The organism is Mesorhizobium sp. M0909, assembly GCF_040319515.1.
Taxonomy (GTDB): Bacteria; Pseudomonadota; Alphaproteobacteria; order Rhizobiales; family Rhizobiaceae; genus Mesorhizobium.
In genome coordinates this window covers 23,008-46,785 of sequence record NZ_JAMYOA010000028.1, presented here as the reverse complement: position 1 = coordinate 46,785, position 23,778 = coordinate 23,008, and the positions used below count along the sequence as shown (strand labels likewise).

Annotated in this window: 25 protein-coding genes and 3 pseudogenes; 14 read left to right on the top strand and 14 right to left on the bottom strand. The window is 59.8% G+C overall.

The features are described 5' to 3' along the window. From NKH83_RS28720 to NKH83_RS28710, 3 genes and pseudogenes are all read right to left on the bottom strand, one after another. Entirely contained in the window at positions 1–858 is an 858-nt protein-coding gene (locus NKH83_RS28720; RefSeq protein WP_352808397.1) for an alpha/beta fold hydrolase, read from the bottom strand. Between the two features lie 297 nt (positions 859–1,155). Beyond that, positions 1,156–1,509, bottom strand: coding sequence for a hypothetical protein (locus NKH83_RS28715; protein WP_352808396.1), 354 nt, complete (start codon positions 1,507–1,509; stop codon positions 1,156–1,158). Positions 1,510–2,084: 575 nt separating this feature from the next. Then, positions 2,085–3,280, bottom strand: a pseudogene (locus tag NKH83_RS28710) (IS256 family transposase). Between NKH83_RS28710 and NKH83_RS28705 the strand changes: the two are divergent. Then, positions 3,267–3,428, top strand: a complete 162-nt coding sequence (locus tag NKH83_RS28705) for a hypothetical protein (protein ID WP_167391251.1) — start codon at positions 3,267–3,269, stop codon at positions 3,426–3,428. The pseudogene NKH83_RS28710 and the gene NKH83_RS28705 sit on opposite strands and share 14 nt — an antisense overlap. Positions 3,429–4,197: 769 nt before the next feature. After that, on the top strand, positions 4,198–4,386 hold the full coding sequence (locus NKH83_RS28700; protein ID WP_352808395.1) for a hypothetical protein: 189 nt from the start codon (positions 4,198–4,200) through the stop codon (positions 4,384–4,386). A 291-nt stretch (positions 4,387–4,677) separates the two neighbouring features. On the opposite strand, the gene NKH83_RS28695 is transcribed toward NKH83_RS28700, so the two are convergent. Next, on the bottom strand, positions 4,678–4,971 hold the full coding sequence (locus NKH83_RS28695) for a KTSC domain-containing protein (protein WP_352808393.1): 294 nt from the start codon (positions 4,969–4,971) through the stop codon (positions 4,678–4,680). A gap of 524 nt (positions 4,972–5,495) precedes the next feature. Between NKH83_RS28695 and NKH83_RS28690 the strand changes: the two genes are divergently transcribed. Further along, the gene (locus tag NKH83_RS28690) at positions 5,496–6,005 is read left to right on the top strand and encodes a ferritin-like domain-containing protein (protein ID WP_352808392.1); all 510 of its coding nucleotides are present in this window, start codon (positions 5,496–5,498) and stop codon (positions 6,003–6,005) included. Positions 6,006–6,185: 180 nt separating this feature from the next. On the opposite strand, the gene NKH83_RS28685 is transcribed toward NKH83_RS28690, so the two are convergent. From NKH83_RS28685 to NKH83_RS28665, 5 genes are all read right to left on the bottom strand, one after another. Next, positions 6,186–6,599 (bottom strand): DUF2231 domain-containing protein, encoded by a 414-nt coding sequence (locus NKH83_RS28685; protein WP_352808391.1) that lies wholly within the window; start codon positions 6,597–6,599, stop codon positions 6,186–6,188. Between the two features lie 216 nt (positions 6,600–6,815). Beyond that, complete coding sequence (locus tag NKH83_RS28680) at positions 6,816–7,040, bottom strand: hypothetical protein (protein WP_352808389.1); 225 nt, start codon at positions 7,038–7,040, stop codon at positions 6,816–6,818. 73 nt (positions 7,041–7,113) lie between these two features. Continuing rightward, positions 7,114–7,362: a hypothetical protein gene (locus NKH83_RS28675; RefSeq protein ID WP_352808387.1), complete on the bottom strand. Its 249-nt coding sequence runs from the start codon at positions 7,360–7,362 to the stop codon at positions 7,114–7,116. 46 nt (positions 7,363–7,408) lie between these two features. Next, positions 7,409–7,603, bottom strand: coding sequence for a hypothetical protein (locus tag NKH83_RS28670; RefSeq protein ID WP_352808386.1), 195 nt, complete (start codon positions 7,601–7,603; stop codon positions 7,409–7,411). Between the two features lie 252 nt (positions 7,604–7,855). Continuing rightward, positions 7,856–8,359: a LysR substrate-binding domain-containing protein gene (locus NKH83_RS28665; RefSeq protein ID WP_352808384.1), complete on the bottom strand. Its 504-nt coding sequence runs from the start codon at positions 8,357–8,359 to the stop codon at positions 7,856–7,858. A gap of 766 nt (positions 8,360–9,125) precedes the next feature. Here NKH83_RS28665 and NKH83_RS28660 point away from each other — a divergent pair. The 3 genes and pseudogenes from NKH83_RS28660 to NKH83_RS28650 all read left to right on the top strand — a co-directional run. After that, complete coding sequence (locus NKH83_RS28660; RefSeq protein WP_352592901.1) at positions 9,126–9,368, top strand: type II toxin-antitoxin system Phd/YefM family antitoxin; 243 nt, start codon at positions 9,126–9,128, stop codon at positions 9,366–9,368. Then, on the top strand, positions 9,365–9,784 hold the full coding sequence (locus NKH83_RS28655) for a type II toxin-antitoxin system VapC family toxin (RefSeq protein ID WP_352808406.1): 420 nt from the start codon (positions 9,365–9,367) through the stop codon (positions 9,782–9,784). Before NKH83_RS28660 ends, NKH83_RS28655 begins: the two co-directional genes overlap by 4 nt. Then, positions 9,774–10,022, top strand: a pseudogene (locus NKH83_RS28650) (integrase); the annotation flags it as partial. The gene NKH83_RS28655 and the pseudogene NKH83_RS28650, both read left to right, overlap by 11 nt. A 477-nt stretch (positions 10,023–10,499) precedes the next feature. Here NKH83_RS28650 and NKH83_RS28645 read toward each other — a convergent pair. After that, positions 10,500–10,730: a hypothetical protein gene (locus tag NKH83_RS28645; RefSeq protein ID WP_352808383.1), complete on the bottom strand. Its 231-nt coding sequence runs from the start codon at positions 10,728–10,730 to the stop codon at positions 10,500–10,502. A 30-nt stretch (positions 10,731–10,760) separates the two neighbouring features. On the opposite strand from NKH83_RS28645, the gene NKH83_RS28640 reads away from it, so the two are divergent. From NKH83_RS28640 to NKH83_RS28620, 5 genes are all read left to right on the top strand, one after another. Beyond that, a complete protein-coding gene (locus NKH83_RS28640; RefSeq protein ID WP_352808382.1) occupies positions 10,761–10,994 on the top strand; it encodes a hypothetical protein in 234 nt (77 codons plus the stop codon). Between the two features lie 40 nt (positions 10,995–11,034). Then, complete coding sequence (locus NKH83_RS28635; RefSeq protein ID WP_352808381.1) at positions 11,035–11,709, top strand: protein-L-isoaspartate(D-aspartate) O-methyltransferase; 675 nt, start codon at positions 11,035–11,037, stop codon at positions 11,707–11,709. A 279-nt stretch (positions 11,710–11,988) separates the two neighbouring features. Further along, complete coding sequence (locus NKH83_RS28630) at positions 11,989–12,339, top strand: SIS domain-containing protein (protein WP_352808379.1); 351 nt, start codon at positions 11,989–11,991, stop codon at positions 12,337–12,339. Positions 12,340–13,137: 798 nt separating this feature from the next. Beyond that, complete coding sequence (locus tag NKH83_RS28625; protein WP_352808377.1) at positions 13,138–13,842, top strand: Crp/Fnr family transcriptional regulator; 705 nt, start codon at positions 13,138–13,140, stop codon at positions 13,840–13,842. Positions 13,843–14,785: 943 nt separating this feature from the next. Beyond that, positions 14,786–15,538, top strand: a complete 753-nt coding sequence (locus NKH83_RS28620; protein ID WP_352808375.1) for a LuxR C-terminal-related transcriptional regulator — start codon at positions 14,786–14,788, stop codon at positions 15,536–15,538. 746 nt (positions 15,539–16,284) lie between these two features. Here the strand turns inward: NKH83_RS28620 and NKH83_RS28615 are convergent. From NKH83_RS28615 to NKH83_RS28600, 4 genes and pseudogenes are all read right to left on the bottom strand, one after another. Next, positions 16,285–16,581, bottom strand: a complete 297-nt coding sequence (locus NKH83_RS28615) for a hypothetical protein (RefSeq protein WP_352808373.1) — start codon at positions 16,579–16,581, stop codon at positions 16,285–16,287. Positions 16,582–16,783: 202 nt separating this feature from the next. Continuing rightward, positions 16,784–17,141: pseudogene (locus NKH83_RS28610) on the bottom strand (PIG-L deacetylase family protein); the annotation flags it as partial. A gap of 101 nt (positions 17,142–17,242) precedes the next feature. Continuing rightward, positions 17,243–18,082, bottom strand: coding sequence for a LuxR C-terminal-related transcriptional regulator (locus NKH83_RS28605; RefSeq protein ID WP_352808371.1), 840 nt, complete (start codon positions 18,080–18,082; stop codon positions 17,243–17,245). Between the two features lie 722 nt (positions 18,083–18,804). Then, a complete protein-coding gene (locus NKH83_RS28600) occupies positions 18,805–18,999 on the bottom strand; it encodes a hypothetical protein (RefSeq protein WP_352808369.1) in 195 nt (64 codons plus the stop codon). 268 nt (positions 19,000–19,267) lie between these two features. On the opposite strand from NKH83_RS28600, the gene NKH83_RS28595 reads away from it, so the two are divergent. From NKH83_RS28595 to NKH83_RS28585, 3 genes are all read left to right on the top strand, one after another. Further along, positions 19,268–21,142, top strand: coding sequence for a polysaccharide biosynthesis/export family protein (locus tag NKH83_RS28595; protein WP_352808367.1), 1,875 nt, complete (start codon positions 19,268–19,270; stop codon positions 21,140–21,142). Positions 21,143–21,297: 155 nt separating this feature from the next. Beyond that, positions 21,298–22,173, top strand: coding sequence for a class I SAM-dependent methyltransferase (locus NKH83_RS28590; RefSeq protein ID WP_352808366.1), 876 nt, complete (start codon positions 21,298–21,300; stop codon positions 22,171–22,173). A gap of 205 nt (positions 22,174–22,378) precedes the next feature. After that, positions 22,379–23,668 (top strand): GNAT family N-acetyltransferase, encoded by a 1,290-nt coding sequence (locus tag NKH83_RS28585; protein WP_352808365.1) that lies wholly within the window; start codon positions 22,379–22,381, stop codon positions 23,666–23,668. The last annotated feature ends 110 nt before the right edge of the window (positions 23,669–23,778 follow it).

The following is a 23,778-nucleotide window of genomic DNA, read 5'->3' as shown; positions in this document are numbered from 1 at the left end:
TCAGCCCTCCAGGAATGCCAAAAGCGCCGCATTCACCGCGTTGCTCTCTTCGCGTTGAACCCAATGCGTCCCCTTCTCGAAAGTCTGCAGGCGGCCATCGTCGCAAAGGGCGAGACTGCGCTTGGCCAGCCCAGATTCCAGAGCCTGGTCCTGCATCCCCCAGATTACAAGAGTGGGCGTCGTGATCCGCTCCTTCAGGCTCGGGCGAAAGCGCAGGGCGCGATACCAGTTGAGCATGTTGGTCAGCGCCCCCGGCCGCTCCCAGGCCTGCCGATATTCTGCAATCTCCTCTTCTTCGAAGGCGCCTGCCCGGCTGGATGTCCTGAGTGCTCGTGCGAGCAAGGCCGAGCGGCGCGCACCCAAAACGGCTTCGGGCAGCAAGGGGATCTGGAAGAAAACCGCGTAGCTGCTCCGCAGAAACTGCGTCGGAGATCGCAGGGCATGGGTAAACAGCACCTCGGGATGGGGCGCATTCAGGATGACGAGCTTGTCCAGGCGATGAGGCAACTTTGCCCCGGCGACCCAAGCGATGATGCCGCCCCAGTCATGGCCAACGAGGTGAAACCTTCCGATGCCGAGCGCGTCGGCCAGGGCGACGACATCGCCGAGGAGCTTGGGGAGCGTGTACTCGCGGATGCCCTCGGGCTTGTCGCTGGTGTTGTAGCCCCTCTGGTCGGGAACGATGACCCGATATCCGGCGGAAGCGAGCGTACCGATCTGCCGTCTCCAGCCGATCCAGAAGTCCGGGAAGCCGTGCAGGAGCATGACCGGCTTACCCGCGGCAGGCCCGGCCTGAACGACATGAAGCCGAATGCTTCCGGCGTTGAGGAACTGATGTTCAGGCGCGAGTGAGATCATGGCTGGTAACGTGGGTGTCGTTAAAGTGATCTAGCGCAATGAGGATTTAGATCAGGCTGCGTCGTCCCGACAAGATGCACGCTCAGCCGGCGCACCTGAGCCGCTCGCGACAAGCGATCGGATCGGCGGAAGAGACGCAGCCGGCCTGCGGACGGCACTGCTGGTGGTCGGCTACGGCTGCGCGATGATCACGAACTGACGCTCGGCTGGCGGCAACTTGCTCGCCAGCCGAGTTTGATTGTCGGGGGAGACCAGCCAGCCACATGGTGGTGATTGCAACCTGAGCCGATGTGCCAATCAGCAACCTTCGTCGGTCTTTTTCACCTGGCCCGGCGCGGCGGTGTTGGCTGCCGTGTCCTGCTGACCAGGCGCCGCCTGCTGAGCGCTGCCGGTCTGCTGGCCTGGCGCGCAGTCCCTGGCCGAGTTCGGATTTGTAGTGCCGCCGGTGGTGGTCGTGTCGGTGCCCTGATCGCCGGACATGTTGGTCCCACTGGTCGTCGTGCCGGTGCCCTGATCCGTCGTGCTGGGCATGGTTGTCGTGGTCGAGGTTCCGCCCGTCGAGTTTCCGCTCGAAGTTCCGCTCGTCGTCTGGGCAAAGGAAAGCCCAGCCGACACCGCCAGCACGGCCGAAGCCAAAAGGATGCGTTTCATCTTCTTTCTCCTGTCTGAATGCGCGGGATGCGCCTGGCAATCCAACAGGCAGACAGAAGGAGTGTTCCCCGATGAAGTTCAACTTTTGTAACTCTGGCCGTAGGTCAGCCTTAGGATGACGGACGTGTATTAGCGGGCAGCCCGCCCACGTTCATTCCATGGCGCGCATCAGCATCGGGGATGATGAGGGCGATAACCGCTATAGTTCGGCTGGGTCACCAAGGGCCGCGTAAGCGCGCCGATAGTGCCGGGGTCCGCCGTCCACTCTTTCTGAGGAGAATTGGAGCGGCTTCCAGAAAAAGAGGTGGGCAACCGAAGAGTCGGCCAGAGTCAAGGTGCCCCGGGAGCGTCTAGGAGTTAAAAGCGGGCCGGGAAACATCGGCGAAACGCTATCGATAGCGGGGAAACCGGGTCACGGCTCGCCCACCCAGACCGCACGCCGGTCCCACCTGATCTCGACCAGGCGCCGAAAACGCATGGTCTCCAATTCCTGCCCGACAGATGGAGATCGTGTCCCAGGGAGTGGTGTAGCTGACGGCTTGGTCGCCGCGCTCTCCGGCATGGGGCCGGGCTGATCAGCGTGCCACGGCTGGCAGGCTGATGAGCGGATCATCGCTCATTTGGCTGATGGTTTCCAGCGTCATGTACCTGGCGCGCTGCACGGCCCATTCGTCGTTCTGTTCGAGCAAGATCGCGCCAACCAGGCGGACGATGGCGTCATTATTTGGGAAGATGCCGATGACCTCGGTGCGCCGCTTGATCTCGCCGTTGAGGCGCTCGATCGGGTTGGTCGAGTGCAGCTTGGCGCGGTGCTCCTTGGGGAAAGTCATGTAGGCAAGCACGTCGGGCTCGGCGTCGTCCATGATTGTCGCCAGCTTCGGCACCTTCGGCCGGATCTGGTCGGCGACGGCGCGCCATTGCGTGCTTGCGGCCTCGGGCGTTTCCTGGGCGAAGGCGGTGGCGATGAAAGCGGAGACGACGCGGCGCCCGCTCTTGCCGGCATGGGCCAGCACGTTCCTCATGAAGTGGACGCGGCACCTCTGCCATGTCGCGCACAGCACCTTGGTGACGGCCGCCTTGATGCCTTCATGGGCATCGGAGACGACGAGCTTGACGCCGCGCAGGCCGCGGCGGGTCAGCTTGCGCAAGAACTCCGTCCAGATCGGCTCGGCCTCAGACGTGCCGACCTCCATGCCCAGCACCTCGCGCCGGCCGTCCGCGTTGACGCCGACAGCGATGATGACGGCGACCGAGACGATGCGGCCGCCGCGGCGCACCTTCAGGTAGGTGGCGTCGATCCACAGATATGGCCAGTCGCCCTCGATGGGTCTTTCAAGGAACGCTTTGACCTTGCCGTCGATCTCTTCGCACAGCCGGCTGACCTGGCTTTTGGAGATGCCGCTCATGCCCATGGCCTTGACCAGGTCGTCGACCGAGCGGGTCGAGATCCCCTGGACGTAGGCCTCCTGACGGCGGTCAGCGCCTTCTCGGCCATGCGGCGCGGTTCTAGGAAACCGGGGAAATAGGAGCCCTTCCTGAGCTTGGGGATGCGCAGCTCGACGGTGCCCGCGCGCGTCTCCCAGTCGCGCTCGCGATAGCCGTTGCGCTGGGCCGTGCGCAACGGGCTCTTCTCGCCATAGGCGGCGCCGGTGGCGGCCCCAACCTCCAGTTCCATCAGCCGCTCGGCGGCAAAGCCAATCATCTCGCGCAAGAGATCGGAATCAGGAGTCTTCTCCACGAGCGCGCGCAGGTTCATCATGTCGTCGGTCATCGATGGTTCCTTCGAATCAGGTTGGTGTCAGCAACCCGACCTTACCGGCGAACTGTCGATGACCACCGCAAAGCCGCTCGCTCGCTACAGCGCTATCGAGGGCGCGCTCGCGAGCGGCTTCGCTACCGCCGAGCTACACCACCTGTAGGGACGCGACCCAGATGGAAGGTTCCGCTTTCATCGAATCCTTGCGGCCGCATTTTTCGCAACGGACCTTTGCCCGCACCTGATCCATGGTGACGTTCCCCATCCCTCTCGGAGTTCGAGAGGGTTGTACAAGCGCTTATGTGCCCCCAGCTAACGCGGGCCACCTGCCCGGCACCAAGGTCGAGGCGCAGATCGCGATCGCGCACATAATGATGGGCGCCGGCCGGCCGCTCTGGCCTTGGCGACCCTCAGGCTGTTGACACCATGTCCAACAGCTTCGAACTCAGCTTACGACCCGATTAGAGGACAGCACATCTCGAAAGTGTCGTTTTGCGGGCCTATCGTGCAGTCCTCCATCGCTTTTCTGCCATTTTGACACGACCGGGAATTCGGAGGTAGCGGGTTCCCGCGAGCCGTTCATTGAGCCCTCCTGTGCCTTATATTGGAAACACCTTGAACATCACCTAGTCCGCTCCAGACTCAATCCATGGCTCGCGAAATAGGCATTGGCGACCAGGTGGCCATTACAGCCACGGTTCTGAGGCGGGGAGGACCGCGTAAGCGTCTCGATCCCAGGTTACGACTTCCCACATTCCATCATCGACCACACCAAGGTGAACCGAGGCCAGCAAATCGACCTAAAGGCGAGGTCACGCGCATCGACGAGGACGCTATGACGATCGACCTCGGGCCATTGGTCACGGTCGACCGTGAGAAGGTCCGGTTGGTGGAGAAGTATCGGTTGCCAAAACGACGAAAGGCACTTGCCGATGCGCCGGATTAGAACCGACAACATCGCGACAGGCTATGAGGGCAGGCCGCATGACGGGCCGGTAGAGGACGAGTCGAAGCACTTTGTCTACTGCCCAGTCTGCGGCCAAACGTTCGACGCGCGCGATCTTGGACAGGTATTCCACCACGCTGAGCCGCAGCACGAGCCGGTTCCGGTCGAGCAATAGTCCAGCTAGCGTGAACAGACCTGATGGCGCGCTGATCCACAGACATTCGCCAAAAGCCCGCGTCTCTGGATCGAGGAGACGCGGGCCGGATCGGAGTCAGCCGATCTTGCAGCAATATCGTATGGAGGATGTACCGCGTGCACCGAACCTTACCCACGCCCCGGTGTTCCACCTGGAGCGCAAAAAATCCCGCCGCACACTGCCAGGGCGGCGGGACCGATCAAGCGCCTTTGCACCAGGCAGGGACTTCGGGGGTGGGCTTTGCGAGGTGCGCGCGGACCGAAAGCGAACTTAGGGCAACAGCGGCAACGCGTCTACCAACCGCCGGTTGGAGGCGACAGGACGACTGGGCCACCGGCAGGTCAGGTCATCCCGGGTCGCTATCGCTCGCAACCAGATGGTGGGGGAAATGTTGCGGATATGGTCGTTGAAATAGCGGCCTTTGGCGAATGCGGCCCGGAACGCGGCAAAGGTTTCCGGCGGTACCCCCTCAAACTCGTACCGCTTACCGCTGGCCACGAACCAGACCGAGAGGATTCTTCTGTCGGGATCATATTCCGTTTTGCGTATCGATGTGGAGGGCATGACGGCGGCTCGAGTCGAAATGCAATCAACGAGCGGAGAGGCCGTCGCGTTCCTTGTGACTGTGGTGGTGCGGTGAGGCACGACGCTCAATGCGGAGCGCCGGCGGCCGCGATCAGCGCCTCGTCGAGAATCCACTTCAGCTTCGCCGAGCGCTGGCAAGCTTCATCTGCTTGCCGTTCGTACATGCCTGGAACGACAGGCAGCGGTCACGTACCCCATGCGGGGCAGCTTCAGTATGTCGCCGGGTGGGATGGCGAGGAAGCGGGCCAGTGCCAGTTGGACTTTGTAATGGAGCGCGCAGCGGCGAGCCCGTTGATCCGCTCGTTTCGCGTTCACGGTCCGTTTTCCTTGCGCCGGTCTTCGCGATCTTGGCCTTCCCCACGCATCGCTGCAGGATTTCGCGAGGTGAATTGAGACCCGCCACGACGCTGATCCTCTGCGACGGCCAAGGCCCGTTCGGCGGGCTCTATTCCGGAACAATGTCCTGTTCTGAAAGTTTCCTTAGATCGCAAAGGAGATTCGAGATGTCAGAAGGACGGGAATGGTTTGTCCAATGGCTTAGAGATGCTCATGCCATGGAAGAGCAGGCGGAAACGATGTTGAACGGGCAGTTGAGCCGTATCGAGAATTATCCCGAACTGAGCGACCGAATCCGACAGCACCTCGACGAAACCAAGCAGCAGGCTGCTCGGCTGAAGACTTGTCTCGATCAGATGGACGAGGGTTCATCCATGATGAAGGATGCTGGCGGTAAACTGACAGCGATGGCGCAATCGCTGAGCGGCGTCTTCGCTGGAGATGAGGTGATGAAAGGATCGCTCGCGAGCTACACGTTCGAGCAGATGGAAATCGCCTCCTACACGATCCTCATTGCCGCTGCTCGATCGCTCGGCGAAACAGAGGCTCTTCGGGCTTGCGAAGAGAATCTGCGAGAGGAAGTCGCGATGGCGGATTGGCTGAAAACCCGTCTTCCCTCCACGACCGAGCAGTTCCTTGCGCGGGCCGAAGCGGACAGCGACAGCGCCAAGCGGTGATCGGGTAGGAACGCTGCGTAACCGTGCGCCTTTGCGCGCCAAACCCAGAGCAGTCGCTCTGCCGATGCCGCTCGAGGCGCCGGCGACCACGACGACGGCTCCCGCAGGTCGGCCATTCGTCAACCTATCGGGATAGTTCCGGGCGGGAGTTGAGGTCCTCACCCTCTTCGGGATGGACGCCTACCCCTCGGCTGCACCGGCGCTTAGGCGCAGCATGAAACTGGCCAGCGCCAGCACCACGGCCACGACGTTGCCGACCATATGGTGCCACGCTGCATTGATGGACCGCACCCTTGAATTTCCAAGAAAATCGGTAAAGCCGGCCAGCGCCGCGGCAACGCTCATCAACAGGGCAAAGCCGAGCAGCCAGAAGGATGCTTCGGCCCAGAATGCATTGCCAGTCGACCAGAACACTAAATCCGACAGGAATACCGACACGAGCAACGCGATCGGGAAAGGGATCAGCATGGGGTGAATCGGATGGCTGCCGATCTTTGCGGTGGTTGCAACGCCAAGCAAATGAGTTGCACGATCGTCAGCCATGCCCAACAACGTTGAAGGCGGCGCGAGGTTCCAAACCGGCGCGAACAGCATCAGTCAGCGCTAGAGTTGTTCTCAGCGGCGCGATGGGCAGCATCAAAACCTACGGCTCAACTAATCCGAGCCGCGCAGTCCGAACCGCCATTCGGCCTCGACGGCCCTTGGAAATGCCGATCCTGCGGCCTGTCAGAACGTGCTGCGTTCGCGCGGTGGCGTGACGTAGGCCTGGCTCGAGGATGATGCCCCCGACGCCGTGCAAAAGCCCCGGCCCTACTTGTTCTTTTTGAGGAGACGAGCTTCCCTCAGGATTGAGCCGCGATCGAAGCCGACCAGCGACATTATCTCGCGTATCTGGTGTTCGGATACGCCTGACTCTCGCGCGAGCTCGCTGACGATTTCAGGTTTCAGGCCGGGCCGCCCTTGTTCTTCCGCCATTTCACCAATGCCTCGTGTTGGGCCAAAAGTGCGATAGTCGCTCCCAAGCGTCAGCGGCATGTTGTGTTGCTAACGATTTGCTATTGTACGGTTTCGGACCAATTCTAGCCAGAGGATTCGCTCAGGCCTTCGCTTACCGTCCAAGCGCCTGCCGGGAAGCCGACAGAAGTTCTTCCTCGTCAACTAGTCCGGCCATGTAATTTGCAATGATCCGGGACGCCAGCGCTTCGCGTCGCTGTTCAGATAAAGCCTCGGACTTGAGCCGGTCGAACACGCGGCCCAGCAGCGCAGTTCCCATAGCCTCGGAACAATCCAGTTTCCAAAGACCGTCGACAAAAACAGAAATGCACTTACTAGGCGCTCTCTGCCGCAAGCCTTCCATCGCATTATTCTGCAAACATGTCGCAGTTCGTGACTGATCATTTCGCTCAGGGGCGAAATTCAGGGAAATGCAGCACGTCTTTCACGACAGCCGGTTCGGCCGATGGACGAAGGCTCGCTACCATCTTCTCGTTTTCCAACATTGATCTCGCTGCCGACCAGGCCGGTCCAGACTGCACGATGGCCGCTAGTAACGGCTCGATCACGCGCCATTCGAAGTCGGTCAGATCATAACGGCTCATGTTGAGCCTGAATCAGAATCCGGCGCGAGATGTAAGCCGCCAGTCGGCAAACGCCCAACTGTTGCCGTCCAACTCGGCACGGCGCCCCATAAGCAGCCGATTCATCTGCCGTCTGGCCGGCACCGAGCTGCCGAGGCTGAGACCTCCGGTCGGGCCACTTCCGCCAGGGCGAGGCGGATCGCTGCCCTCAGGTGGCATCCTCATGTGTTCGGGTTGCTGGCTCCAGGCGCGCGACCCCATCAAACAGACAGGCTAGCCGCGGCCGCGCCTTATTCGCTCTTGGAAAAGGTTCTGCAACAGGGTCCGGAAGGCACGCACGGCAGGGTTTGCGCGGCGGCTCTCCGGCCACAGTGCAGTGATAACGTGCCACTCGACGGCGAAAGCGGAAAGCACCGGGGCTAGCTCGCCGTGCGCCACATACGGCGCCGCGATGAAGGATGCGATGCTACCGATGCCGCCACCGGCCGCGAGCACCGCGACCACGGCATCGCTCACGTCGAGACCACGCCGGCGGTGGGCACCATCTCGATCTCGTGGCCGCCAATCCGGAAGGCCAGCGAAAGCTTTGACCTGTGCTCTGATATCGGAGGTTGACGAGGTCGTGCCCTCCAGATCGTCGGGGTGCATTGGCGTGCCGCGCGCTGCCAAATAGGCTGGCGATGCGAAGCAGCAGAGCCGATGCGGGGCAACTTTGCGCGACAGTAGGCACGAGTCCGCGAAGATCGCCGGTGCGGCCATCCCAGCTTTGGAATTCATGGACACTCCTGACCTTCCACCCAAATCTTGCAGCCAGTGAATAGGTTCGCAGCAGGGCTGGCCGGAGGAGTAGGACCACGAGTCCGGTTTACCCGATCCTTGCTCGAACCGGGCGTGGTTGAGGGAACTCTTAGTCAAGCCGTGGCTTATGTACGAATGTCGCTCCATTGGTTCTCTGCGCCGGTCTCCGTAAGGACCACCCGTCCTGGTATTGCCTATCAGTGCAACAACGTCGAGGGAGCCGCCGAGCAACTGTTGCAGTGGACCAAGCGTGGCCCCAAGTGGCACAGCGCAGTGCACTCTGCATGGATCCATGATCGATCAGGTGAAACCCGAAGTGGTCCGCAGGGCGTTTCTCGAAGCGGCCAAGGAAGAGGGAAACCTTCTGCCGCCTTAACATCTGCGACCGAAAGCCCTACTCTTGGTCGGGCACGAAGCTGACAAAGTCTATCGTCGGCTCTGCAGCGAGACGGCGGTCGTAGAACTGGCAAGCGAGGACCATTGGATTGCCCACTACCGTTGCGCCTTGAGCGATAGTCAAGCTATCCGGCATTTTAGCTGACTTGCAGGGGATTTTGTCTGGCGCTCACTACCGATAATGACCTCTTATCGATAGTAACTTGACCAAGCCTTGACCAACCGGCGGAATCGACGCTATGGTCGCGCAAAATCGCGTTTATCGTGCAAGGCTGCGCTCAGCGCGACGAGAGTGGCCGTGGCGGAACACGGAGGCCGTAGCGTATAACGCCACACGAGGACGGAAAAAATGACCATCACAGTGAAAGTCGGCGAGGCCAAGACCCATCTGTCCGAACTGCTGGCGAAAGTCGAGGCCGGCGAGGAAGTGATTATTTCGCGCGGCAACGATCCGATCGCAAAACTCTCCCGAATCCACAAGGATAACCGGCTGGACGCCTTGATCGACGAGGTTCGCGCCGCGCGCGCCAAGGCGAAGCCCGTGACCACCGAAGAGATCCTGGCCTGGCGTCACGAAGGGCATCGCTACTGATGATCTTGGTCCTCGACGCCTCTTTTGCCGCTGCCTGGCTCTTGCCCGAGGAGCACAGTGAGGCGGCCGAAACACTGGTCGCGGGACTGAGAGGTCAATCTCCAATCCCTTCCCTGTTCTGGCATGAGGCGCGCAGCATTGTCCTGACGGCCGAACGGCGCGGGCGGATCGTTGCCGGCGAATCGATCGCCGCCATGGCGCGACTTCGCCGGCTGCCGCTTGAGGATGCGGGCGCCGGACGTGACGGCGCCATCATCGAGCTTGCCACCGCGCACGGTCTCAGCGCCTATGACGCCGCTTACCTTGCGCTGGCAATCGAAACCGCGTTGCCGCTGGCCACCCTCGATCGCAAGCTCGCAGTTGCCGCGCGCGGCCAGGGAGTTCGCATTCTCGGACCGCTCGCGAATGGCAACTGACCTCATCGCTCGGCCATCTGGCAATGGTGTTCGCCGCGCCGAGGCGCTCGACGCGCTCGATTTCCGTGCTGCCCTTCGACCGCCGCGATCTTTTGCCGGAAATCCTGACTGACGGCGATGTCGAGACCTGCGCCACCTGGCCAAGGACGGCATCGGCGCAAATTCTCTCCGGGCACTGGCCTCCGACCTTGGCTATCTCGAGGCCTGGTCGCTCGCCGCGACCGGACAGCCGCTGCCGTCGAGCGTCTGGGCTCTGAAAGCCCCTCCCCGCTTGAAGCCGGCTGCCGGCGTTGGTCAGGATGATGTCGCTGGCGACAGCACCTCTTCGAGCAGGGCTGTTGCAATGACAAGGCTATCAGCAGCCATTTCCTCTTAGTCTGGCATGATCATGAGCTGTGCGGCCGTCCGTCTGACAAACTCCGGATTCAGCTCTGAAAGCCGCTCCCATGTTCGAGCGACACGATCCGGAAATGCCCGGAGGGCGCCGACAACGCCGGCTCGATGCGATCGCGCGGCTGCTGCGATATCATGTCCCGCGGTCTGGCCTCCGAGCCTCGGTAATAAACCTTCTTGGAAATGATCTCGGGGATGGTCCCGCCAAACGACTATTCGAGTCCCAAACCTCCGGCGTTCTCCCGGAGCTGGTCGATCGAATCGGCAGCAATGGCGAAAAGCCGCCGCCATTCGGACGGACGACGGCTATTGACCTCGATCATCAGGCGGCGAGTTGATAGGTCTCGCCGGACCAGGCAGAGAAATGGGCAGCGAAAGCCTTCAGATCATCGATCGCTATCTGGTGCGCGGCGGCGAACTCAATCTGCTGCTCGACCGGCACTTCTCCAAGGAAGGCACTGACTTGCCCAGGGTACTGCTTCGCCAGATCTAGATCCGAAAGACAATGACCCAGCGCCACGCCGTCGAGTTGCACGCTGTAGGGCGCGTTCACTGTCGTCAGAACCAAGGCCAGATGCTCGGCATGTCCGCCCTTACGAAGCTGCAGCGCGAGATCGGCGGTGGCGCGATCGGTTCCCGGCCGGTGCTGGCGAAGCTGATGCGCGAGATAGCCGTATCGGACACACCGCTATGGCGATATGGCGCCCAGAATCTCCAGGATCGCCGCCGGCGATTAGCATCCAAGACGGTCTTCCACGCTTGCCTGGCACCCGCAATGGAAACGATGGCGGGCGCTATCGTGGCGAACAGGATATAATGCTCACTGGCAGCAAGCTGGTTGAGGAAAGCCCACCGTCATGAAGCCAATGAATGAAGAGCACCTCGCGGTCCTACGCAGGCACATGGTCGAGATGATTGCAATCCATACCGACCTTGCAAGCGAAGAACTCGGCAAGGCGGCGCTCGATGAACGGGTGATGGCAGCGATGGAGCGAGTGCCGCGGCATCTCTTCGTGCCAGCCTCGGTTGCACCTTATGCCTACCAGGACATGCCGCTGCCGATCGGCTTCGATAAAACCGTCTCGCAGCCGTTCATCGTCGCTCTCATGACCGATCTCCTTGCTCCCCAACCGCACGAGGCGGTGCTCGAGATCGGCACTGGCCTGGGCTTTCAAACCGCAATCCTCGCGGAACTCGCCGGGCAAGTTTGGAGCGTAGAAATCATCGAGGAATTCGCAAGCCATGCCGAGGCTCTGCTGCAGGGCCTCGGCTTATCCAATGTCGGCATTCGTGTCGGAGACGGGTCGCGCGGCTGGCCTGAGCACGCCCCATACGACAAGATCCTGGTCACCGTCGCAGCTGGGCGTGCGCCGCCGGCCTTGCTTGAGCAGCTCAAGCCGGGGGGACGCCTGGTTCTGCCTGTGGGACCTGAAGATGTGCAGTTGCTGACGGTCATCGACAAGGATTCGGCAGGGCAACTGAAAACTCGGAAACTCATCCCGGTTCGGTTCAGCCGGCTCGAAACGGTCTAATGAGGTGCGACAACTGGCGCGACGACGCTTTTCCGACCGTCGATCAGATGCCAGCCTTCCGCGTTTCTCCGCCCTTAGTGAACGCGAAAGAAAACCACCCGTTGCAGACTCCGAACAGAAGGCAGGTTGTTTTCGTGAGTGTCATCGGAAATGGAAAATAACAAATATCCAAGAACGGGCACAGCAAATTTTGCAGGCTGAAGCGGCAGCTATTCAAGCCGTAGAGCTAAACTCGGCCTTTGATGCCGCCATCAAAACCATAGAAGCCTGCCGGGGAAAGTGAACATCTCCGGCATGGGCAAGGCCGGATTTTCTGCTCATCGTTTTGCTGCGGTCCTCTGCTCGACTTGTACACCTGCGGCCTTTGTGCATCCGGGCGAGGCAGCATACGGCGACTTGGGTATAATTGGCCCTGAAGATTGCCTTTTTGCATTCTCCACTTCTGGAAAGACCCGACAGGTCATGGAAATGGTGGAGTTGTCCCGACATTTAGGCGCTCACAAGGTCGTTGCCGTCACGTCTCACCAGAGTCTGATCCGCGACTTATCAGCGACATCATTATTGACTTGGGTGAAATCACGTGGGGCTCACGCCCAGTCCAATGTGGAGTCAATGTTCCGAGCCGATTGACACGTGATGTTCATTCGCCGGCGTAGTCGGGATCGACGAAGCGATCCGTGATCAACCCTTAGTGCCCAACTGGTGTTGCGCTCGTAACTAGTCTAGAGTGATGCGGTCCAAAAACACTGCGAGCGCACGCGGCTAGCGAACTTCGCGAGAGTTCGTTGCCAAAGTTGCGGCTCTGACACATCCTACGTCGGCGCCCTCCTGAATCGATCAAAAGCCACGGAACGCTAGGGTCGTGCGATCCTTCTTTGGCCCTCCCAACCTGACCCGATCAACCTCGCCAGCCGCCTTCCCCGCCTCCGCCGGCTCCGCTCCCGCCGGTCCCGGAGCCGCACCGGAGCAGCGATAACCTTTCCGGTCGCGCCGATGGTCCGACTGCTGGTCAGCAATCTGCGCTTCAGCACCGCGAAATCCGCTCGCCTAATTAGCAAGATGTGCCGGAGGGCTGGGCCTCAAAGACGAAAATCGGAATGCTATTGGGACCGACGCGACATGCGGTTCGCTGTGCCGACTTATCCCGATGATCCGACACTTGACTTGGTCCGGCGAGAGCTGGGAAGCCGGTTGCAGGCCACCTGCTGCTGAGCAATGATCTTGCCACACTTCTGCAGGCCTTGGCGTGGATCGTCTCGCCGAAGCCGGAAGACTTAACTGCCTGATGATGCTTGCAACTCCTTGATCTCACCGCAGTCTACCTCATTCAAACAAACGAGGACAGTAGGCAATCCTGCCTCTACCGTCTGTGGTCCTTCTGTCAAACTCGTGCGGGAGCAATTATTTTTGTGCGGAAATTGAAGCAACATGCAAACACTGTTGCAGTTCATACACTCGCATCCCGTAGGGGGGACATTCTCGAAGGACGATTGGGGTAACAACGATTTTCTCGGTGCTACCGCAAGAATTTACAAACCCCATTCGGTGATATGCCGCCAGGATGACAACAACGATGGGATATTCATCGTAAAATCGGGTTGGGCTCTACTTTACCGCGGACTACTGGACGGAGAACGGCAGATCATCGACACTCCGCTGCCGGGGGACATTGTCGGGTTCCGTTCCGTAGACGGACCCCGTCTAGCATCCCTGGCGTCCATAACCGAACTAGCTGTATATGAAATTTCCAGCAAGAAACTGGTAGAGGCCATCTTGTCGGAAGGCCGCCTTGGCAAGACTATCGCCTGCTCCCTGGCCCGCCTGAACGCCATCCTTGCCGAACACCTCATGAATGCCGGGCGGCGGAACGCGATGAGTCGCACCGCGCATTTCCTGCTCGAGTTGGAGGAGAGGCTCTCGATCGTTGGCCTGTCGGCCCATGGAAGATATGAGTGTCCCCTTACCCAGCACGAATTGGCCGATATCCTGGGAATGACCACCGTTCACCTCAATCGGACGTTGAGGGAACTCCGCAAGGCCGATCTCGTCGCTTTCAAGGCAGGCCATGTAGAGGTGATCAACCGCAAGAAGCTGGTCAGAACAGCCGGATTCGACAGCGAGTACCTCAGGTAAAGGTTATTCCCTCTAGCTCGGGTTCAATCGTGCCTAGGGCTTTCGCATCGCCCCCTGCGGCGCGGTGCGGGGCGCCAGTGCATGGGTCATCAGCAAAATTTCTGCTAGAAGACGACGGTGCGCCGTCGCTGGAGCAGCTCCACACGAGTTTTCCGGGCCGGTAGTGCGCGGCCTACCTGGCGGGCCGCGGTCTATCTTGATGAGGGCGGCCGCAAAGGCACGATTTTCATGACCGACGGCCCACCATGGTCTATCACGAGGAGAACATGCTGCCGAAATACATGCAAGCTGCCCATACACTACAGCAGATACAGCCGGGTTCTCGAACCTAAAGCGCTGGGCCACGGATGCCACGAACTGCGCCCTGGTCATGCCAATATCCACCCTCAGGAATTCTCGTCTACATCGCGAGGAACTACCGATCCTCCTCGAATGGCTGGTGGGATTGGGTTGGCTAAGTGGTCCCATTCCTGAGAATGTGCATCATCGCCAACCCGGTTAATCAACCTCCTAGAGGTATCCCCTTCCTTGGCATTCCTTGAGCGGTCGGGAGTCGTTTCGCCCGTGGCACATGGCCAAAGAGATTGAATCTCGCCGGTCCCGCGCGTCACGATCGAACTCGCGGGACCTTCAAGGCGGGGTGACGCGGTCTCAACACGTGTCCTCTCAGGAGAGACCGTCGACGTGAAATTTCCCAAAAATTAACTTATGTTAGAGAACGCTTATAAATAGACGATAGGCTGCACAAGCTGTTCTCGCTAGGGGGCGAAGAACTGCTGACGACGCCCGAGCTGGGTGAGCCTCACGCTTTCACAAGGCTGGGTATTCATACACAAGCGCATTCAAACACGGGGCTGAGTATTCAAACTTTCAGATTGCGAGAGAATGAGGGGTGTCTTGGCAGCCGCAACGCGGCTTGTGTGCGAAAAGATTGGGGATTGGCATGGGTTCCACAGCAGGACGGCATAACTACACTTCGCCCAATCGGTCAGGAGTCCTGTCCAGCGGAACGAAAAGCGTCCACGGTCAAGCAGGGAAAGGAGGCCTCCTCGTCCTGGACGGAAGGGCCCTAGACCGCGAGTGTCTCGCCCTTGCCCTCGCGGACCACGAACTCGGCATGGAAATCGCGGCCATGGGTTCGATAGATGAATGGCGCGTGAAGAAGGGCTCGGTCCCTCCCCTTGCAGCCATACTCTTGAACCTTGGCGGCCGGAAGGTCACCGATCATGGGATCGCAGACGAGATTAGGCATATTTCGTCCGAATTCAAATCAGTCCCTGTGGTTATCCTGGCCGACACCGAAGATCTTGCACACATATTGACCGCTCTCGAATGCGGCGCACGCGGCTACATTCCGACCTCGGTCGGAATCGATGTCTGTGTCGAGGCTATAAACCTTGCGGCAGCGGGAGGTATCTTCGTCACTGCGAGCAGTGTCCTTTGCATGCGCCACCTGATAGGTTCGGACAGCCGCGACACGCAGCCTTTGAAAGGCGTGTTCACGCTTAGGCAGGCCGAGGTCGCCCAGGCGCTCCGGCGCGGAAAAGCGAACAAGATCATCGCCTACGAACTGAACCTGCGAGAAAGCACCGTGAAGGTCCACATCCGAAACATCATGAAGAAGCTGAAGGCGACCAACCGCACGGAAGTCGCCTACAAGGTCAACGATCTCATCGCGAGAAGGAACTCTTCCTGAAGCGTTCCCAAGCAATAAGACTGCCCGCCTCGGGTGAATCCCGCGGGCCGTCTTAGTGACAGTCGCGGGATCTCCGTTGCAGTGAATGGCATCCGGGAAGCGCCCGAGATACAGGGGCCCGGTGCGGTTCGTTGCCCCGAGCTTCCTGATAGCATGCTGTAGGGATTTTGGCGGGGTGCTCCGAAGCCCGGGTTCGTCGCGATGATCTTGTTCTGCAGTCCTTTGGAAAGCTGCTCCAAGGGCGCGGTCGAGCGCGGTTGGGGTGCCATGTCTGGGACGCCGACGGGAACAAGTGCGTCGAATACAGATGACCCCCGGGTCCGGGGAGCATGCGGCCGTCGGAGCTCTCTGCGTTCGACCCCAACGGGCAAGCCGGCGTAGACATACCGTCCCCTGTTCCTGCGGGATGTTCGGGCGTGGAGTGCTCATACCGCTCTCGTCGTCAGCTACACTGCGCCGAGACGGCTGTCATGAGGACGTAAGGCCGCCGACGGCGCACTGCCGGTGATGAGCACGACCTCACTTCAGTTGCGGACCAATAAGGTGACGGTCCCCTGACAAACGGGTCTAGACTAAGTCCCGCCCGGCGAGGGTAGGTATCAGACATGGGCCGAAAGACTTCGCTGGGACCTGCATCGGCACGCAAGCCAAGAAGCTTCCGGCCGACAGGAAACTTGCCTTGCGGACGACCGATTGAGAAGGGAATGCGCGACTTCTGCCAGGCCGGAAGCTGACCGCAAGTCGGGTTAACTTTCTGCCGCTGAATCCGCCGATCCATCTGCACTATCAGGGAAAGTGTGTCTGGCCACCCATATTATGGCTTCTTCGATCGTATCGAAATTTTTGTGCTGCCCGCTCAGCAGCCCGAAGCCTGTCTCGAGGAACCATTTGCCCTTCGTGGAGTAGGCTTCCTCGTCGATCTGAGTAAGGACCGCGACCAGTTGATCCCATTTCCACACCAAAACCCCGGATTCTCCGCCCTCGACCGTTCCGATCCGCGCTGTTTTGAACGAAAATCCAGGAGCTATTTTTGCCTTGCCCACTTTGATGCATCCCTCAACTTCAAAATGGATAGTAGAAACGATCGGCTCGCATGGCTAGTTCTGTACTATCTTTGCTTGTAGATGTCTTTTTGCGGGACCGCTGTAGAATAACCAGTTAAGCAGATCGCACGGTGAGTTCAAGGCCCACTCCATTTTTCGATGGTCGCCCCGTAAGTTTTTGCAAGAGAATGTTCGCAAACTGCTAAAGAATTTTGCCCTTCCGGAGCGTGAAAGCCTCGGCGAAATGCTCGGGTGCCCGGCATTCCATCCAGCGCAACCTCGCAAGCCCAGCGAGTGTCTGGCGGTCGAACCAGTCCTTGGAGCGCCGCGTTCCGAAGTGCTTGTCGAGGAGCTCGATCTTGCGTTCCAGCACATCGGCCGTGAGCGGCACGTAGGCATCGGAGTGCCAAAGGTCGCCGTCCCATTTCGGGCGGCATTCGAGCACCAGATGATCGCGGAAGACGTTCCAGGTCAGTTGGTTGAATCTCCCGGTGGTCCTGATGGGCGTCGAACCTGGCCTGGGTTAACACCACGTCGCTATGAAACCGTGATCTGTCTGCGAAATCCGCGACGGCAATCACTAAAGGCCGGGTTGTGGTCCCGTTGGAGGGTCCACCTCAGCGCCCCATTGCGATCCGTCGCTGTCAAGACCCGGAGGCGGTCACACCGGATGAGTGTTCTTGAGAAGGTGGTACTCCTTTTGTCCTTCAAGTAGCTCTTGCCGATGGTGAGAAGGCTGAGTAGCCATGTTTTCGGTCCCTGACGGGCCTTTGCCAGGAGCGGAAGTGAGCATACCATGGTTCATCGCCCAAACTGCAGCCTGGGTACGGTTGCCGACCCGAATCTTTCGTAGGATGGCCTTCACGTGTACCTTCACCGTCGCTTCGGCGATGTTAATCTTGCGCGCGATTGTCTTGTTAGACTCCCCTCCGATCAAGCAACGTATAATACAATCTTCCCTAGCTGACAGCATTGATGTCTCTCGATCAGCGTTCTCCATTGTAACAGCTACATTTGTAAACTCATGTACTGCTAATTCATCATATTTCAGACCGTGTCTTATGTCCTGAATAAACGTCGAAGTTTCTGCAGGTAGAACCGTCTGCCCTAGCATAACCAATTCGAGAGCTTTGATGAAGGTGTCGTGAGCGGCAACTTTTGTCAAATACGCGTCAGCCCCCGCACGAAGGGCTGAAACTATATCGTTGGGTCGACAGTGATCGGCTAGCGCAACGACATGGCTGGTCGGATAAATCCCTTTAAATTCTGAAATTTGTGCAAATCCAGCATCTGCGTCAATACCGTCGACATCCATGATGAGCAAGATGGACCGGTGCTGGGGCAGCGGCTTCTGCAGAAGGTCGTGAACACAAGCCGCAGAGAAAAGAATGCGAAACTTTGCTGCATCCAGAATTAAAACAAGGCCCTCTCGGAGTAACTCGCTCTGGCTGACAAGCACTGTTATAAAAGACTTTGTGGTCATCAAGGATTTCGTTGTCATCGTAGCCTCCCCTGACGCGATTGAGGTACGCGCGTCTCGCAAGGTGCTCCTCGCATAGTTTCTTTCTTGACCATGTCACCTTACGCGAGGAAAACCCTGGACAAGAACACCCTCTTTAGGCGTAGGGTGGCTTCGTCGCGAGCTACCCCGAATTCTCAAGCCTGAGGTCTTGGTGAGGGGTGCGGGCCCTGGTTTTCGGCCGCCCCGGGCGGCAGCCAGCACCATGCCGCCGGTCTGGCGCGGGGCGGCGCGCGTGTCAGGCGGAGGGGCGGGTCCAGGGGCCTCGCCGCGACCAGCCGCCATTTTGGGATGACGCGCAGGCCAAGAAGAAGGCGATCTTGACGCGGCGCGCGCTGATCCTGACCAGCGCCCGAGCTTCACCAGCTTGAGGAGCAACGTGCCACAGCTGGCAGCGGCGTAGCGCCACAACAGCACGGAAGCACGGATGCCTTCGGACATCGAAATGGTCTGCCGAGCGCTCCTTGCGTTGCACTTGCGGTGAGCAATAGAGGAGTTGCCTGGCGCGGCCCCTGGGGCGGACGACATCCGAGCAGCGCTGCCGGGGAAGTCCTTTGGCAGGGGCCGGAATTCAAGCCTGGTGAGATCCGCCAGAGAAATGAGTGAGGCGGGCCAGTTCTGCTATTGCTACCGCGATAGGATTGCCAAGGTTGGCGGCTTCGTCGAGGTTCGCCTCTCTTCATTCATCAGGCGAGTGCCGTCGATCAGGTCATCGACGTAGCAGAATGATCGGAGCCGGAGATCGTGATCGGCTCGTTCTCCAGGGCCTGGACGACGAAGTTGGAGACGGCCAGCCATTCTGCGAATGCATGTTGGGGCCGCAGGGGGTTCGAGACGCTGCGTCGGACCACTATTTCCGGCGATTCGTTGCGTTCGATCGCCTTTGTCCCGTTTGCCATCAAAGAGGTTCTCCTTCAGCGCAGCAATCTGCTCATTGGACGAGTTCGCCGGAGGGGGGTTTATCCGGAAGGAGTGCCTACAAAGGGATAGTTGTGCCGGTAGCGGTGAAGGGTCACGATAACGCAGAGCCTTCTTCGTCGACCGATGCTCGCCACTTCGGGACGGGCTGGCCACCATTGAAAGTGAAAGCCACGCGCCATGGCCATGGATGCAAAATACAATTCCGAGCCCGTCACTCCCTCGTCAAAGGCGGCCCACCAAAGGGGAATGAAGGCCGACCTGCTTGTCTTGGGAGTCTTCGGGGTCGCCGTCCTGGGAGCGGGAGCGGTCAGAAACTGGGAGCCCATCGAGGTTGTTTCCAGAGCCGTAATGGAGAAGGTCGAGGATGCCTCCGGAGCCGTGATGCAGAAGGTAGAGGATACCTCCGGAGCCGTAATGGAGAAGGTCGAAGACGCCTCCGCAGGCGCGATGCAGAAGGTCAAGGACGCCTCCGCAGCCGCGATGCAGAAGGTCAAGGACGCCTCCGGAACCGCGATGCAGAAGGTCAAGGACGTCTCCGCAGCCGCGATGCAGAAGGTCGAGGATGTCTCCGGAACCATGGTGCCGAGGGTCCAGGATGTCTCCGAAGCCGTGGTGCAGAGGGTCGAGAATGTCTCCGGGGCCGTGGTGCAGAAGGTGTCTGCTGCTATCGATAGCTGGCAAGAACAGCCGGGCCACCCCACGGCAGAACCCTCCCGTGCGATCGTGTCGGGACCGGGTGCGTCGGCCGCGGCGTTGGTCGGGCCGAGCGTCGTCCCTGCAGTTCCCACCAGTGCCGAGCGCCCCAAAACCCTCAGCAAGACGCCAGGCATGCCAACCGGAGCCCTGTTTGGCGTCGGTGACCGCCTCAAGGTTGCATTCTACGAGCGCGTCGACGTCGAGGAAGACAAGTGGGGGGGCGCGTCCTCGGCCTTGCGCGGCATCCTGCAGCGTCCGGAACTGAGCGGCGAATATATTGTCCAAGAGGACGGCACGATTTCCGTGCCCTTGCTTGGCTCCATTCCGGTGGCCAACCGGTCGACGCAGCAGGTACAGGCCGACCTGGTGGAAACCTTCAATCAACTGCTGGGCCGCGGGGGACTGGTCAACATCCTGCCGCTGGAGCGCCCGCCCATTTACGTGCTGGGGCCGGTCAAGAATCCAGGCTCGTTCAAATACGCGCCCGGCATGACGATCCTGCACGCGATCGCGCTGGCCGGCGGACTCGACCGGGCCGAGAGCCAGCCGTGGCAAAAGATCGAAGCCGTGCGTGAGACCCAGAAGCGGAGCGGGGCGATCGATGCCTTGTTGAAGTTGCTGGCGCGCACGGCGGTGCTGAAGGCCGAGCGCGACGGTACGGCACCCACTATCCCGCGCCAGTTGCTGGAACTGGCCGGCGCGACCGAAGCTGCCAACCTCGTCAACGAGCAGAGCGAGCGGCGCAAGGCGCTCGCCACGGCCCGCAAGGATCGCGAGCGCGCAAACCTGCGTGCGCTGGAGGCGGCTAAGCAGGATGTTGTAGCTTATGGGCGCATGAAGTCGCTCGACGAGCTCGTCAAGCTGCGCCAGGAGCGCGTCAACAGCATGCGCACGCTCGTGGACCGCAAAGTTCTCAGCATGACGGTGATGGATCAGATCCAGAGTGAGTTGTCCGACGCGGAACAGCGTCGGCAGGACGCCCTTAACCAGTACGCAAACGCCAAGCAGCGCCTCGCTTCGCTAGAGTCTGAGGTGTTGCGGACCAGGGCCGACCTCAGGAACGATCTGGAGATCGAGATCGAGACCACGGAGAGCCAGATCGCGGCCAATCTGCGCGAGTTGAACGCTAGCGAAGGCGTCCTGTACATGTTGCCGGTGACCCGCGTCCAGCTTGCTAAGGACGCGAACAGCGCAACCTATCAAATCGTGCGGCAATCGGCAGCGGGGCCGGTCAGCATTGAGTCCGTCGGGATGACCCTGTTGCAGCCAGGCGACCTCGTCAACATCATCGCGGGCGAAAGCGAGCCAAGAGAGCCGGCAGAGCCGGCCGGTTCGCCGGTCCCGACCTCGTCGCCGACCGGCGAGAGCTTGCCGGCCGCGTCCAACCCCAACGATGTCGAGCCTTCCAGCGTGGTGAGGGAGTAGAGGACCGGTTGCATGGCTGGTCCGCGTAGATGAACTCGTCGTGACGAAGTGGGAAGCGAACGACCACTCGCCCTCGCCGACAGCTTGAACCGCTTCATGAACGAGCATGTCCGCCTCCGCTCAGGAGTTCGGATCACTGACAAAGGTGCGGTGAGATGACATCGAACGGGATACAGGTGCCTATCAAGCGGGATTGGTCAAAGATTTCGGCATTTTGTCACGACGCGCGCACGCCCGAGCGGATATTTGCTCACTATCAAATCGAGAAAGCTCTGGCTGCTCAGCTGCTGAATTCAGATGAAGACGCTCGGCTCAGCCTCTATGCTGAAGTGTACGGCAAGCTTTTCACTTCCCTTGAAGATCATCCCCAAAATAGGAATGAATACAGAGACGATCGTATAGTCAATCTTCAAACCGCCCTTCTAAGAACGCTTATCCAGAAAGGCGCGCGTTTCGGCGAATTGGGGGCCGGCGATTGTAAGCTTAGCCTCAGCATGTGCAGTCATTGCTCATCAGTAAATGCAATCGACGTAACTGACGCGTTACTTCCACCTGGGGAGAAGCCCGTCAATTTTCAATTCGTCAGGATCGATGGTATTCATCTTCCTTTCGCCGATAATAGTCTCGATTTTATGTTCAGCGATCAGTTGATGGAGCACCTCCACCCCGACGACGCAGTAAGGCAGCTTTCCGAGGTATATCGTGTTCTTTCACCCGGGGGTGCTTACTATTGCATCACTCCAAACGCCGTCACGGGTCCTCACGACATTTCGGTGTACTTTGACAACGTCGCATGTGGGTTCCACCTGAAGGAATATAGCTATCGTGAGCTGTCACGCGCGTTTACGGGGATTGGCCTTCGAAAGCAGGCTGTGCTGTTCGGCAATGGGGCCGTTAATGTACTCGTTCCTGCCAAAATTGGGATCATGCTCGAAATGGTCATGCAAGGAGTTTGGCGGCGGCGATCGAGACCCACTACGAATTCGGTTCTTCGGCATCTGATGGGGATTCGCCTGCTCGGCTATAAATGAGCGCGCGAGCCGCCGCGGTTCGAGACAATGCCCCGGAGCCCCCTTCGCTGGTCCTGGCCGCTCTAAAGGGAGCCGTGTGAAGCGGTCGCTCGTCCTCCTCCAGCAGGCACAGACTAGGCTCTCCGTGAGTAGTCAAGAATAGGGTCTTCACTTTTAGCGCCTCCCGACATGAAGTCTTCTCCAAACAGGAAACCCCGAGTGCTCCATGGACGAACAGCAGCGCGCAGCGAGGATACTCCTGGCATTCCCGCCGCAATGCGCAAAGTATCAGGAAGATGGTTGTATATCAGGACCTCTTGATGTCTCAGCCATCGGTGCGGAACCCTATCGCGTGGCCTCAGGAGAACAAGCCATGCGCCAGGATACGGTCATCGACGTTACCGTGGAGGTCTTGCCGGACATCGCGACACTCGAGACCGCTTGGAAGGAGCTCGAAGCGCGAGCAACTCACTCATTCTATCTGTCCTGGCTCTGGATCGGAACTTGGCTGCGGCATCTGCCGGGGGGCGCGCAACCACATGTTCTAGTCGCTCGCACGTCAAGCAGAATCGTTGGCTTGGCGATTATTTGCCGGCGGAGGGCGTGGAGTTTCGGGCGGCATGCGCGGGCGCGTTGGCTGCTCAATGAAACCGGAGATGTTCGATTCGATCGATTGTTCATTGAGTACAACGATATTCTTGCGGAGCGATCCCTGGCCGATGCCACTCGAGCGGCATGCGTCGAGGCCTTGGCGCATCACTTGCGCCGCTCTGACCAACTGGTGCTCTCCGGAATTGATCTAGACTTCGAATTGGCCGCTTGTCGCACCGCGGGCCGGGCCGGGCTCCTTACTGAGGTGAAAGCAGAAGATACGGCACGGTGGATCGACTTCGCCAAAGTCCGCCAGAAAGGCGCAAATTACCGCGCCACATTAGGCCGCAATACTCGCCAAGCGGTAAGCCGTGCCATGCGGTTATATGGGGAACGCGGCCCCGTTGCGTTCCGGACTGTCGAAGTGACATCGGAGGCGCTCGCCGCGTTTGATTTGCTCGCCGAGCTTCATCAGGCGCGATGGGGACGCAGGGGAGCCTTTGCCAACCCGAGCTTCCGTCGATTTCACGAGGAGCTCATTACGCGCGGCGTTCCCACGGGGACCGTCCGCATCTCACGGACTTTGGCCGGGGACCAGACAGTCGGGGTCCTGTACAATTTCGTGTGTGACGGCCGTGTTCTCAACTATCAAAGCGGCTTTCTTTATGAGCGCGATGGCCGGCTCAAGCCAGGACTTATCAGCCATGTGCTGGCTATTGAGGACAGCATCGGACGCGGCGAGTGCGGCTACGATTTTCTGGCAGGCTTCGCCGGGCACAAGTCCCACCTGGCTAATGCGGAGCATCCCATGAAGTGGATCGCAATAGGCAGAGACAGTCCAGAGCGCCGCATCGAGGCACAGCTGCGCGGTGCCAAGCGGGTGCTAGGGACCATTGCTGCTCACATGAAACAGGCCGCGGCTTGAAGCGTCGACCGAAAAAAGGGAGCCGCCACTTTATATCAAGTATTGGGGCAGGCTCTTCCACAATCGATCGGCGGGTTCGGACCTTCGGAAGGCGAGGACCAAGGGGAGGT